Annotated in this window: 8 protein-coding genes; 5 read left to right on the top strand and 3 right to left on the bottom strand. The window is 65.7% G+C overall.

Features of this window, described 5'->3' with window-relative positions:
* The first annotated feature begins 27 nt into the window (after positions 1-27).
* A complete protein-coding gene (locus tag ACR9ZC_RS17060) occupies positions 28-807 on the top strand; it encodes a peptidylprolyl isomerase (RefSeq protein WP_481581202.1) in 780 nt (259 codons plus the stop codon).
* Positions 808-912: 105 nt separating this feature from the next.
* Here ACR9ZC_RS17060 and purL read toward each other — a convergent pair whose 3' ends face one another.
* Positions 913-4,995, bottom strand: coding sequence for a phosphoribosylformylglycinamidine synthase (gene purL, locus ACR9ZC_RS17055; protein ID WP_481581201.1), 4,083 nt, complete (start codon positions 4,993-4,995; stop codon positions 913-915).
* A 293-nt stretch (positions 4,996-5,288) separates the two neighbouring features.
* Here purL and ACR9ZC_RS17050 point away from each other — a divergent pair, with 293 nt between their 5' ends.
* The 3 genes from ACR9ZC_RS17050 to pgi all read left to right on the top strand — a co-directional run bounded on the left by ACR9ZC_RS17050 (position 5,289) and on the right by pgi (position 10,093).
* Complete coding sequence (locus ACR9ZC_RS17050; RefSeq protein ID WP_481581200.1) at positions 5,289-6,590, top strand: FAD-dependent oxidoreductase; 1,302 nt, start codon at positions 5,289-5,291, stop codon at positions 6,588-6,590.
* Positions 6,591-6,706: 116 nt separating this feature from the next.
* The gene (locus ACR9ZC_RS17045; protein WP_481581199.1) at positions 6,707-8,293 is read left to right on the top strand and encodes an NAD(P)H-hydrate dehydratase; all 1,587 of its coding nucleotides are present in this window, start codon (positions 6,707-6,709) and stop codon (positions 8,291-8,293) included.
* A gap of 183 nt (positions 8,294-8,476) precedes the next feature.
* Complete coding sequence (gene pgi / locus ACR9ZC_RS17040) at positions 8,477-10,093, top strand: glucose-6-phosphate isomerase (protein WP_481581198.1); 1,617 nt, start codon at positions 8,477-8,479, stop codon at positions 10,091-10,093.
* Positions 10,094-10,132: 39 nt separating this feature from the next.
* Here pgi and ACR9ZC_RS17035 read toward each other — a convergent pair whose 3' ends face one another.
* Positions 10,133-10,825: an ABC transporter ATP-binding protein gene (locus tag ACR9ZC_RS17035; RefSeq protein WP_481581197.1), complete on the bottom strand. Its 693-nt coding sequence runs from the start codon at positions 10,823-10,825 to the stop codon at positions 10,133-10,135.
* On the opposite strand from ACR9ZC_RS17035, the gene ACR9ZC_RS17030 reads away from it, so the two are divergent.
* Positions 10,824-11,513, top strand: coding sequence for an arylesterase (locus tag ACR9ZC_RS17030; protein ID WP_481581196.1), 690 nt, complete (start codon positions 10,824-10,826; stop codon positions 11,511-11,513). The two genes, ACR9ZC_RS17035 and ACR9ZC_RS17030, sit on opposite strands and share 2 nt — an antisense overlap.
* A 21-nt stretch (positions 11,514-11,534) precedes the next feature.
* Here ACR9ZC_RS17030 and ACR9ZC_RS17025 read toward each other — a convergent pair whose 3' ends face one another.
* Entirely contained in the window at positions 11,535-13,469 is a 1,935-nt protein-coding gene (locus ACR9ZC_RS17025; protein ID WP_481581195.1) for a SurA N-terminal domain-containing protein, read from the bottom strand.
* Positions 13,470-13,614 lie beyond the last annotated feature (145 nt).

Below are 13,614 nucleotides of genomic sequence, written 5' to 3'. Positions count from 1 at the left end.
CCCGTTAGGAAACGTTAGGAACTCTCGATGACCTTTAACCAACCCCGTCTTTGGGTGCTGCTGGCTGCGTTCGCCGCCGCCCCGGCTTTTGCGCAAAATGTTGCCGTCGTGAACGGAACGCCGATTCCGAAATCGCGCGCGGATGCGCTCGTGGGTCAGCTCGTCAAGCAGGGGCAGCAGGATTCGCCGCAATTGCAACAAGCTGTACGCGATGAACTGATCAATCGCGAAATTCTGATGCAGGAAGCCGTGCGCGAAGGGATCCCGTCACACCCCGACGTCAAGGCCCAGATCGCCGTCGCTCAGCAGACGGTCGTCCTGCGTGCGCTCATCGAGGACTTCGTCAAGAAGCACGCGCCGAGCGATGCCGAGGTCAAGGCGCGCTATGACGAGCTCGTCAAACAAGCCGCCGGCAACGAACTGCACTTGCATCACATCCTCGTCGAGAACGAACAGCAGGCAAAAGACCTGATCGCCAAGATCAAGGGCGGTGCAAATTTCGAAGACCTCGCGAAGCAGTATTCGAAAGACCCCGGTTCGGCGAAAAACGGCGGGGACCTCGATTGGTCGAATCCGAAGGCCTATGTGCCGGAATTCGCGCAGGCCGCGGAACACCTGAAGAAAGGCCAGATGACGGACGCGCCCGTCCATACGCAGTTCGGCTGGCACATCATCCGGCTCGACGATACGCGAGCCATCGCCCCGCCGCCGCTCGATCAGGTCAAGCCGCAGATCGTTCAGCAGATGCAGCAGGAAAAACTGCAGGCGTTCGAGCAGAACCTGCGCGCCCAGGCCAAGATCCAGTAATCGCAGGCCGCCCCTCAAGCGACAAAGCCGCCCTTCTTCATCGGGCGGCTTTGTCGTTTCTGGAGCCAGCGTGCCGCAGCGAGGCGGGGAGGCGGCGCCTTGCGCTCAGCCGAGCCAGCGCCGTGCGTTACGGAACACGCGCATCCACGGACTCGCCTCGCCCCAGCCCTCGGGGTGCCAGCTCATCTGCACCGTGCGATGCACGCGCTCCATGTGCGGCATCAGCACGGTGAAGCGGCCATCGGGCGTCGTCACCGAAGTGATGCCGTTCGGCGATCCGTTGGGATTGAACGGATACCGCTCCGTGGCCTCGCCGCGATGATCGATATAGCGCATCGCGACGCTTACGCGGGACGCATCGCCTTGCTGGGAGAAGTCAGCAAAGCCTTCGCCGTGTGCGACGGCAACCGGAAGGCGCGATCCTTCCATGCCCGCAAAGAAAATCGACGGCGAAGAGTCGACGCACACGAGCGAAAAGCGCGCTTCGAACTGCTCGGACTTGTTGCGCGTGAACTTTGGCCACGCTTCGGCGCCGGGGATCATCGAAGCGAGACTGCTGAGCATCTGGCAGCCGTTGCAGATACCGAGCGCGAACGTCTCGCGACGGCCGAAAAACGCGGCGAACATGTCCGCGAGCCGCGGATTGAAGCGGATCGTCTTTGCCCAGCCTTCGCCGGCGCCCAGCACATCGCCATACGAAAAGCCGCCGCATGCCACGGCACCCGCGAAGTCGGCAAGCGTCGTGCGGCCCGAGAGCAGATCGCTCATGTGGACGTCATAAGCATCGAAACCGGCGCGATCGAATGCGTAGGCCGTTTCGAGATGCGAGTTCACGCCCTGCTCGCGCAGGATCGCCACGCGGGGGCGTGCGCCCGTGCCGATGAACGGCGCGGCAATGTCCCCGCTCGGATCGAACGTCACATGCGGCGCGATTCCCGGGTCCGCCGCATCGAGCAACGTCTCGTACTCGGCGTCGGCGCAGGCGGGATTGTCGCGCAGCCGTGCGATGCGCCAGCTCACCTCGGTCCACGCCCGCTGCAGCTCGGTGCGCGGCGCGTCATAGATCTTCCTGGCGTCGCGGTAGATTTCCACGATGTCGCGCTCGTTCGGCTTGCCGATCACATGCGAGCAGGCACCCAGTCCATGCTGGCGCAACAGCGCGAGCACGGTGTCGCGCTCGCTCGCACGCACTTGCACGACGGCGCCGAGTTCCTCGTTGAACAGCGCATGCAGCGTGCGGTCGTCGCGACGCCCGCTCGTTTGCTTCGCCCAATCCTTGGCGTCCCCGTAATCGAACTCATGACCGGCATCGAGCGCGAGCATGTCCACGTTCAACGAGGCGCCCACATGCCCGGCAAATGCCATTTCGCAAACCGTGGCCCACAGTCCGCCATCGGAGCGATCGTGATAGGCCAGCAGCAAGCCGTCGGCATTGAGCGTTTGAATTGCCGTGAAAAAGCGCTTGAGATCTTCGGGATCGTCGACGTCCGGCACAGTGTCGCCGACTTGCTGCGTGACCTGCGCGAGGATGCTGCCGCCGAGCCGATGCTTGCCGCGCCCCAAATCGATTGCGATCAGGACACTGTCGCCAACCTCGGCCGCACGCCGCAACTGCGGCGTCAGATGCCGGCGAACGTCGTCGACAGGCGCAAATGCCGAAATGATCAGCGAGACGGGCGCCGTGACTTCCTTTGCCACCCCGCGCTCGTCCCATTTCGTTTTCATCGACAGCGAATCCTTGCCGACCGGAATGCTGATACCGAGCGCCGGGCACAGTTCCATGCCGATCGCCTTGACGGTATCGAACAGCGCCGCATCCTCGCCAGGGCTACCGCAAGCGGCCATCCAGTTGGCCGACAGCTTGAGCTTGTCGAGCGAAGCGATGGGCGCAGCGGCGATGTTCGTGATGGCCTCGCCGACGGCCATCCGGCCGGACGCCGGTGCATCAATGACGGCCAGCGGCGCGCGCTCCGCCATGGTCATGGCTTCGCCGCGAAAACCCGCGTAGTCGAGCGCCGTGATCGCGCAGTCCGCCACCGGTACTTGCCACGGGCCGACCATCTGGTCGCGCACGCTCGTGCCGCCGACCGTACGGTCGCCGATCGTGATCAGGAAGGACTTGCTTGCCACGCTCGGATGCTTGAGCACCGCCACCGCCATCTCGGCGAGCGACAAACCGGTCACGTCGACCGGTACCCGCGCAGCACCCACGCGCGCGACATCGCGGTGCATGCGCGGGGGCTTGCCCAGCAGCACATCCATCGGCATATCGACGGGATGCTGCGCCGGGCCCTCGCCTTGCGTGTCGATCAGTTGGAGCTGGCGCGCCTCGGTCGCGACACCGACGACGGCGAGCGGGCAGCGCTCGCGGACGCAGATGGCTTCGAAACGCGGCAGATCGGCCGGCGCAATCGCCAGCACATAGCGCTCTTGCGCTTCGTTCGACCAGATTTCGCGCGGCGACAGTCCACTCTCTTCGAGCGGCACGCGGCGCAGTTCGAAGCGCGCGCCTTTGCCCGCGCCATCGACGAGCTCGGGGAACGCGTTGGACAGACCGCCCGCGCCGACGTCGTGAATGCTGAGAATCGGGTTGCCGGCGCCCAACTGCCAGCAGGCGTTGATGACTTCCTGCGCACGACGCTCGATTTCCGGATTGCCGCGTTGGACCGAGTCGAAATCGAGTTCCGCCGTGTTCGCGCCCGTTGCCATCGAACTCGCGGCGCCACCGCCCATGCCGATGCGCATGCCGGGGCCGCCGATCTGAATCAGCAGCGAGCCTGCCGGCAGGTCGTGCTTGTGCGTGTGGGCATCCGAGATGTTGCCGATGCCGCCCGCGATCATGATCGGCTTGTGGTAGCCCCGTACCTGGCCGCCGACGTTTTGCTCGTAGACGCGGAAATAGCCGCCAAGATTCGGCCGCCCGAATTCGTTATTGAACGCGGCGCCGCCGAGCGGACCGTCGATCATGATCTGCAACGGCGATGCGATGCGATCGGGGCGGCCGTAGGCGCCGTACGTGTCCGCGGGATTGCGCTCGGCGAGCGGCACGGCGGCGTCACGGGCGCTTTCCCAAGGTTCGAGCGCATCCGGCAGTGCCAGGTTCGACACCGAGAATCCGGTGAGCCCCGCCTTCGGCCGCGCGCCGCGTCCCGTCGCGCCTTCATCGCGAATTTCGCCGCCCACGCCCGTCGCGGCGCCCGCGAACGGCGAGATGGCGGTCGGGTGGTTATGCGTTTCGACCTTCATCAGCGTGTGCGTGAGCTCGACGTGGCGGCCGTACCGCTCGTCGAACATGCCCGCGCCGTCACCGGCATCGGCGGCCTGCCGCGGGAACCAGCGCTCGGCCGGGCCGCCCGCCATGATCGCCGAATTGTCCGAGTAGGCGACGATCGTGCCTTGGGGATTCAGCTTTTCCGTGTTCTTGATCATCGCGAAAAGCGACATGTCTTGCGGCTCGCCGTCGATCGTCCATTGCGCGTTGAAGATCTTGTGCCGGCAGTGCTCGCTGTTCGCCTGTGCGAACATCATCAGCTCGACGTCGCTCGGATTGCGCGCGAGCTTCGTGAAGGCATCGACGAGATAGTCGATCTCGTCATCCGCCAGCGCGAGGCCCAGCTCGCTATTGGCCTGCTCGAGCGCGGCCCGGCCCGCGGCGAGGACATCGACCGTCGAAAGCGGCTTGGCGGGCAATTCGTCGAACAGATGGTGCGCATCCCCGCGCGAGCCCACGATACTTTCGGTCATCCTGTCGTGCAGCGCCGCCGCGACCGCGGCGCGCGCCTCGTCCGAAAGTCCTTTTTTGGTCCCCACTCCCAGAAAGCCCGCTTTGAGCGTCACCGTGTACTCGATTCCGCGCTCGATACGCCGCACGTGATCGAGACCGCAGTGATGAGCGATGTCGGTCGCCTTGCTGGCCCACGGCGAAATCGTGCCGAAGCGGGGCACGACGAGAAACGTTTCGCCCGCGCCGCGCCCTTCGCCGGCAGCGAACGGCGCGCCATAGTGGAGGAGCGCCTCGATGCGCTCGTTATCCTCGCGCGAGAGCGGCTCGGCCGAACTGACGAAGTGCAGGTATTGCCCGCGGACATCGACGATGTTCGCGTCGATGCGGCCGAGCGTGTCGATGAGACGGGATTGACGGAAGTCGGAGAGCGCCGAAGCACCGGGAAAGCACGAGAAGTGAGCCATGAAAGGACGTGGGCGTCGATGGGTCGGGCACGCGCGTCACTGGCCACGCGTGCGGACGACATGAAGCGAAAGGAAGACCAGGATTATACCCGGAAGTCGGCCCCCAATAAGCCGCTCCGATCCAGGCCGCAATGCCGCCACGGCGGAGCCGCGGCGCTGGCTCGGGACCGGTTTCGCTCGCGCGGGTGAGGCGTGCAGGCACGATTGGCGCTATCATCCGCGGTTTGCTTCCTCGACGCGAAGGCGCAATGCGAGCGCGCCTCGCGGTTTGCACGGCTCCGAGCAATCATTCAATGGATGTCATCGTCATAGGCGGCGGGGTCGTCGGCGTCGCCACCGCATATCAGCTGCATTTGGCCGGACACCGCGTCTGCGTCATCGAGCGCCATGCAACCGTTGCGCAGGGGGCCACCTATGGGCACGGCGGCGCGCTCCTGCCCACGCCGCTCGATGTATGGTTCGGCCCCACATTCGTGCCCAATGCGCGGATACCGCGCAGCGGTCTCGTCTACAAGCCCGGCTTCAACGGCAGCACGCGGCGCTTCATGCAGCGGCTCGCCGCCTTTCAGGAGCCGGATGCGTTTCGAGACCAGTATCGGCGCCTCGGGCCGCTCGTCGATCTGTCGCGCGAGACGCTCGAGGCGCTCGAGACGCGCTTCGATTTCGAATTCGAGCAGCGCAGCGGAATGCTTCACGTGGTGCGGCACCCGCGCGAGTGGGAGCTTGCGCAAAGCGCGCTCGATTTGCTGCGCGAGTTCGAAGTCCAGCATCAGGTGCTCACGGCACGCGAATGTGCCGATCTCGAGCATTCGATACCCACCGATCCCGAGTTTGCGGGCGGCGTGTTCTTCGAGCATGAGCGCCTAGGCAACTGCCCGCTGTTCACGAAGCTCGTCAAACAAGTGCTCGAGGAGCAAGCCGGTGTCCGGTTCATGTTCGGCCGCGCGGTCGAAGCCTTGCGGCTCGACGAGCAGCGCGCGGCGGTGGAACTCGCGCCTGCGCCGAGCGAACGCGCGAGCGCACGGGAAGTCGATGTCGTATCGGCCGACGCGATCGTCGTTGCCGCGGGCGCCGGCAGCCTCCCCCTCATCGAACGGGCCACAACGAATCTGCCCTTGCACCCAGCCCGCTTTTTCGCATTGACGGCACCGATCGCCTACGAGGAGTGTGTGCCGCATGTCGCGGTCGTCGATACGGTCCGGCGCATTACGATGACGCGCGTGAATCAGAGGGTGCGCGTGGCGGGTGCGGCACTCGTGCAGCCGGAGCGCGAAATCGCAAAACCGGCCCCGGAACCGCTTGCCACGGCCGCAACGGCGCTGCTGGCGCAAGCCACGCATGACTGGATACCGGGCGCCGCCAAGATTTCGGCCGCGCACTCATGGGATGGCGTCCAGTTGCTTTCGCCGGACGGGTTGCCCGTCGTCGGCCGGGCGTCGCATCCGCGGCTCTTCGTCAATCTCGCGCACGGGCCGGCCGGTTGGGGGCTCGCCTGCGGGTCTGCTAAAGTGCTTGCTGAAATCATCAGCGGCACCGAGCCCAGTGTTCCGCCCGATACGCTTGCCGCGTTGCGCGCCGATCGTTTCGCGAGCTGAGCGAACCACCGCATGGCCGCAAGCGTGCGGCCACCCACCGCCGAGGCACGCCACGGGTGGCGAGCGATCGGTCTCGTGCCCGTTGCCGCTGCGACGCTCCCGGATATCCGAGACCCATGACAGAAGCCGCCTCGCCCCCGCCGCGTTCCAGTTTTGTCCATCCGCAGGAGCGGCCGCTGCCGCTTTATTCGGTGGCGCAAGTGCGCGAAATCGAGCATCGTGCGGCGGCAGGCTTGCCGGCCAACACGCTGATGGCGCGCGCCGGTGCGGCAGCGGCGCGATGCCTGCTCGAGCAGGCGGGACACGACGGTTCCCTGGCGGGCGGATGGCCCGTCTGGCTCGCGGCAGGTCCCGGTAACAACGGCGGCGACGCGCTCATGTGCGCAACGGGGCTGCACCAGGCCGGCGTGCCTGTCGAAGTGTGCATGCCGGTGGAGGTCAAACCCGACGATGCGCGGTGGGCGCTCGGTACGGCGCGCTCGGCCGGCGTGCCGATCTCGCATGTGCCGCCGGCCTCGTTCGAGCGCTACGGTTGGATCGTCGACGGTCTGTTCGGGATCGGGCTCGCGCGTCCGCTAGAGGGCATGTTCGCCGAGCTGGCCGGCCGCATCGGCGCGCACGCCCGCCGATGCGGCCGCGTGCTCGCGCTCGATGTGCCGAGCGGGCTGGACAGTGACTCGGGCACCATCGTCGGCGGCGCCGTCGCCGCTTGCGCTTCGCACACGATCACGTTCATCGGCGCGAAACCGGGCCTTTACATGGGCCACGGCCGCGATTTGACCGGCACTCTATGGGTTGCGCCGCTCGACATCGACGCTGACGTCATCGAGCTGTCGACGCCTGTCGCTCGGTTGAACGCGCCAGATCTCTTCACCGACGTTTTTCCCGCGCGCACATTCGCATCGCATAAAGGCACGTTCGGCAGCCTTGCGGTGGTCGGTGGCGACACCGGTATGTGCGGCGCACCGATTCTCGCGGCGCGGGCCGCGCTGCATGCCGGGGCGGGCAAAGTGCATGTCGCCTTTCTCGGCAGCGGCGCGCCGCCTTACGATCCGCCCTACCCCGAATTGATGCTGCATCCGCTGGATACGCTTCGCCTCGCGAGCATGGACGCGCTGGCGATCGGCTGCGGCATGGGGACAAGCGAACGCGCGGCCGATGTGCTTGCCGACGCTATCGCGCTCGATATGCCCAAACTGCTGGATGCGGACGCGCTCAATTTGCTGGCGCAGCAGGCTCGTCTCGCGCAAGCGCTCGTCGAGCGCGGCGCGGCGGGCGCAGCGACTGTCCTGACGCCGCATCCGCTCGAGGCGGCGCGCCTGATGGGCTGTGACGCGGCGACGGTGCAGCGCGATCGCGTCACAGCCGCGCGAACACTCGCTTCCAGGTTCGGTGCAGTTGTCGTCCTGAAAGGCGCAGGGACCGTCATTGCCGCTCCCGATGCGCGCGTGGCGATCAACCCGACCGGCGGCGCGGCGTTGGCCACCGGAGGCACGGGGGACGTTCTCGGCGGCCTCATCGGCGCGTTGCTCGCTCAGCGCCTGCCGGCCTTCGAGGCCGCGCTCGCGGGCGTCTACTTCCATGGTCTTGCCGCGGATACACTGACGGCCCACGGGATCGGGCCGGCCGGGTTGACGGCGGGAGAGCTCGCCCCGACGGTGCGCGCTTCCATCAATCGGCTGATTTATCCGGCGCGCGAGTGACGCGTGCTGGTAATGCGGGCCACCCTCCAACGCCGCTATACTGTTCGACCCCGCCGCATTTCTCGAGAGGCGCCGCCGCCATCGCGGCCGGCGGCGCACAGCGGGTCGCAGCAGCAAGCGAAAGCCGGCCCGGCCACCTGTGCCGCGGCCTTCGTTCGAGCCCCCAACGATCGACCGACAGCCATGACGACGAACTCGCTTTCCTCCTGGTCCGCGCTGCAAGCGCATTACGACACGATTCGCGAAGCGCGGCTGCGCGACTGGTTCGCCGCCGACACCAGCCCCACCCGCGCCGAGCGCTTCACCTTCGAAGGGGGCGGCCTCGCCGCCGACTTCTCGAAAAACCGGATCACCGACGACACACTGCGCCTGCTCGTTGCGCTCGCGCGCGAAGCGGGCGTCGAAGCGCGTCGCGACGCCATGTTCGAAGGCGCCATCGTCAACCCCACGGAGGGCCGTGCGGCGTTGCATACCGCGTTGCGAGCCACGCGCGCCGATGCCCCCTACCACGCGCAAATCCGCGCCGAGCGCGCCAAGATGGCCGCCTTTGCCGAACGCGTGAGGAGCGGGGCGTGGACCGGCTACTCCGGCAAGCGCATCCGTCATGTCGTCAATATCGGGATCGGCGGTTCGGATCTCGGTCCGAAAATGGTCGTCCATGCACTCGATCATCTCGCGCATCCCGAGATCGCCAGCTACTTCGTTTCCAACGTCGACGGTGCCGACCTCGCTCGCGTCCTTGCCCGCATCGATCCCGAGGAGACGCTCGCGATCGTCGTTTCGAAGACCTTCACGACGCTCGAGACCATGACGAACGCGCGCTCGCTGCGCGACTGGTTCGTGCAACGAGGCTGCCCCGAGCAGGCGCTCGCCAAGCATTTCGTCGGCGTGTCTGCCAATCCGGGCGAAGTCGTCAAGTTCGGCATCGATGAAAAGAACGTCTTTGAAATGTGGGACTGGGTGGGCGGGCGCTATTCGCTGTGGTCGGCGGTCGGTCTTTCGATCATGATCGCCGTCGGGCCCGAGCATTTCGACGCGCTGCTAGCCGGCGCCGACGCCATGGACACCCACTTCCGGCAAGCCCCGCTCGAGCGCAACCTGCCCGTCCTGATGGGACTCGTCGGCATCTGGTACCGCAATTTCTTCGGCTCGCAAAGCTATCTCGTCGCACCGTATTCCGAGGCGCTGCACTACTTGCCGTCGTATTTACAGCAGCTCGAAATGGAGAGCAACGGCAAGTCCGCGCGGCTCGACGGACAATTCGTCGACTACGCGACTGCGGCCGTCACGTGGGGCGAACCGGGCACGAACGGGCAGCACGCGTTCTTTCAGATGCTGCATCAAGGCCCGACCATCGTGCCGATCGACTTCATCGCGGTGCTCACGCCGGAGCATCCGCTCGCGAGCCATCATCCGAAGCTGCTCGCCAATTGCTTCGCGCAGAGCGAAGCGCTCATGCTCGGGCGGACGGTCGAGGAAGCACGCAAGGTCGCCGGCCCCGACAAGCCGGAGCTCGTGCCGCACCTCGTCTTCCCGGGCAACCGGCCATCGACGACACTGCTTGTCGACGCCTTGACGCCCCACTCGCTGGGTGCGCTCATTGCACTTTATGAGCACAAGGTGCTCGTACAAGCCACGATCTGGAACATCAACCCGTTCGATCAATGGGGCGTGGAGCTCGGCAAGATACTCGGCAAAGTCGTGGAGGCGGACCTCGTCGCAGCGCAGTTCGACCCATCGAAGCACGATTCATCCACTTCCGCGCTGATCGCGCGAGCGCGCGAAGCCAGCAAGCGTTGACGCTACACTGGGCGGGCCCGGCTTGTTGGCGGCGCTCGCCTACCGATGCGCCACCCGTCCCGCGTCGAGCGTCACGATGCGCGCGCAACGATGCGCAAGTTCGAGATCGTGCGTGACGAGCACGAGCGTGGCCCCGTGTGCCGCGTTCATCTCGAACATGAGATCGATGACCGCGTGCCCGGTCGCGGCATCGAGACTGCCTGTCGGCTCGTCTGCGAACAGGATCGCCGGGTGGGTGACGAAGGCACGCGCGAGCGCGACACGCTGCTGCTCGCCGCCGGACAGGACCTTCGGATAGTGTCCAGTGCGCGCCGCGAGGCCGACTTGATCGAGCAGCGCGCGGGCACGGCCCGTGGCCTCGTGCGACGTGACGCCGCCTTGCAACTCGAGCGGCAAGCGCACGTTCTCGAGAGCGGTCAAATGCGGCATCAGCTGAAACGATTGAAAGACGAACCCGACCATGCCGTTTCGGAGATTCGCCCGTTCATCCTCCGACAACGTTTCGAGCGCCTTGCCGAACAATCGAACCGAGCCCGACGTGGCATTGTCCAATCCGGCGAGCAAGCCCAGCAGCGTCGACTTACCCGAGCCGGAGGCACCGACGATTGCCACGCTGCTGCCGGGCGTGACCTCGAGTGTGATGTCCTCGAGTATCGTCAGCTCGCCCGTTGCGTTCTTGACCCGCTTGGATAAATTGCGTACTTCGATGATGGGATCGGTATTTTTCTGCATGAGGAAGGCGCGTCGCTCGAAAGTGGGTGCGCTCGCCGGCAATCTTCGCCGAGCGTTGCTGGCTATCGCGCTCGCCGTGGTCGCGATCTCGGCCGGCGCGACGGCGGACGCCGCCGCGCCGGCCAAGCCGGTCATCGTCGTGCTCGGCGACAGTCTTTCGGCCGAGTACGGCCTGCCCAGAGATTCGGGATGGGTCGCGCTGCTGAGGCGCCGCCTGGCGAACGAGCGCATCGATTATAGCGTCGCCAATGCAAGCATCAGCGGAGACACGACGAGCGGCGGCCGCGCGCGCCTGCCCGAATTGATATCGCGCCTCAAGCCGTCGATCGTGATCGTCGAGCTGGGCGCCAACGACGCGTTGCGCGGTGTCCCGCTCTCGACGACGGAAGACAACCTGCGCACGATCGTCAAGGACGCGCAGCAGATCAAGGCGAAAGTGGTGCTCGTCGGGATGTATGTGCCGGCCAATTACGGCCCCGCCTATACTGAGCAGTTCCATCGAATCTACGGCTCGCTCGCCAAGGAACTCGATGTACGGCTCGTCCCTTTTCTGCTCGCCGGCATCGAAAACAAGCCGGACATGTTCCAGAGCGATCAGATGCACCCGACCGAGCAGGCGCAGCCGGTACTGCTCGATAATGTCTGGCCGGTTCTCGCGCCGCTCCTTCAGCGCCGGCAAGTCCGCTAAGTCGGACCTGCCGGCAATCGCTCAATCGGTACTGCCTGACTTGCCGTCCACCGCTCCGTAGAACTTCACCTTCGAGCGCGCGCGCAGCGCATCGATATAAGCCTGCATATCGGTCTGTCCGCTCATCTGCGAAAGTTGCTGTTGCGCTCCCGCAAGGCGGGCCGGGTCGATCGGCGCACCGGGCAGCACGGCATTCACACGATAGATGGCGTAACCGGCCTCGCCAAGATCGACGCCGGCGTAGACGGGCGGCTTGCTGGCATCGGCTTTGAAGATCGCGCTCAACGCTGCGGGCGGGACGCTTTGCGCATCCGTGCGCGAGAGCTTCATCTCGGCGCCGAAGCCCGCGGTCGACTTCGACTTTTGCAAGTCCGCAAGCTTGGCGGCGCCGTCCTTGCGGGCGAGCTCGGCAGCCTGCTCGGCCACGTAGCGGGCGCGCACGGCATCCTTGATCGATGCCAGCGGCGGCGTGGCAGCCGGTTTGAAGTCGGTCACGCGAGCCGAGATCAGCGTGTTATTGCCGACGTCGATTGCCTGCGTGTTGTTATGGTCCTTGACCGCATCGTTGGCGAAGACAGCAGCCAGGAACTTGGGATTGTTGAGCGGGCTGTCGGGCGGCAGCGACGCGCTGGGCTTGTTGGTGACCGTGGCCGTTTGCAGCGTCAGCTTGAACTTGTCGGCAACCGGCTGCAGGCTCTTCGCCTGTTCGTAGACTGTCGACGTGAATGCGTCGGAGCCGTCGCTGAAAGCCTTGGCGGCCTGCTGCGATTTCAGTTCCTTCTCGATCTGGTCCTTCACGCTGGCGAACGGCTTGGCGACGGGCGGCTTTTCGTCGGTCAGCATGATCACGTGGTAGCCGAACGCCGAACGCACCACATCGCTGACATCGCCCTTTTTCTTCAACGCGAGCGCGGCCGCGTCGAACGCCTTGTCGCCCGTGATCACGCCACCGGTCGACCAGCCGAGGTCACCGCCCTTCGATGCGGAGCCCGGGTCCTTCGATTCTTTCTGAGCGATCTGCGCGAACTGATCGGGATGCGCCTTCACCTGCGCCAGTGCGTCCTGCGCCGTTTTTTTGGCGGCCGCGTCCTCGTCGGGCTTCGCACCGCTCGGCGACGGAATCAGAATCTGGCTCACGCGCACTTCGCGCGGTGTCGTAAAACGCGCCGTGTTGTCGTCGTAGTACTTCTTCGCATCGGCTTCGGTCGGGTTGATCCCGGCGCCGAGCGTAGCCGGAGAGAACACGACGTATTGGATGGATGCCGTCGGCGGCGTCGCGAAATCGGCGCGATGCGCATCGTAGTACGCGGCGAGCTGCGCATCGTCCACCTTGACCTTCGAGGCGTAATCGCTGGCGTGCAGCACCAGCGGCTGCACCGCGCGCTGTTGCTCGGCAAGCTGGGCCAGGTGCTCGGCAACGCTCTTGGGCACGAACGCGCTCGCCTGGATGCTATCGGGGATCTGGTCCATCGCCAGGCCGTAACGGACACGCTCCTGGTATTGATCGGGTGTCATGCCCTGCATCGCGAGCAACTGGGTATAGCGATCGACGTCGATCGCCCCATCGGGTTTGCGCAGCGACGCAATCACCGGATCGGCCAAGAGCGCTCGACGCACCGCGTCATCCGATGCGCTCAGGTGCTCGCGCTGCGCCTCGTCGGCCAGCACGCGCTGCTGAATCAGGCTGTCGAGCAATTCGCGGCGCCGCTCGGGCGTATCGAACATCTTCGCGTCGAAGCGCGCGCCGAGCACCTGCCGCGCCTGATCGAGCTGCCGACGCATCGCGTCGTCGAATTCGGCACGGGTGATTTTGTGGCCGTTGACGCTCGCCACATTGGCGCTTTCGTCGAAGAACCCGCGGAAACCCTGGATACCGATGAAGCCCAGCCCCGGCACGATGACGAGGACGAGCATGAACATCATCAGGCGCTTGTGGTTGCGAAAGAAATCGAGCATGCGTGACTGGTTACGTTGGACAAAAACGTCCAATAGTACAACAGCTGCAACCGGCGGCGACAAATCCGGTTCTGGCGGAAAGACGGGCTTGCCAGCCGGCATGCCGCGTCGGCACAATAGCCGGGCACTGTCGCGCTGCGCGGGC

Source organism: Trinickia sp. HAY1-2D (assembly GCF_056754935.1).
Note: the sequence above shows the minus strand (reverse complement) of the source record. Positions and strands in the feature narration are given on the sequence as shown.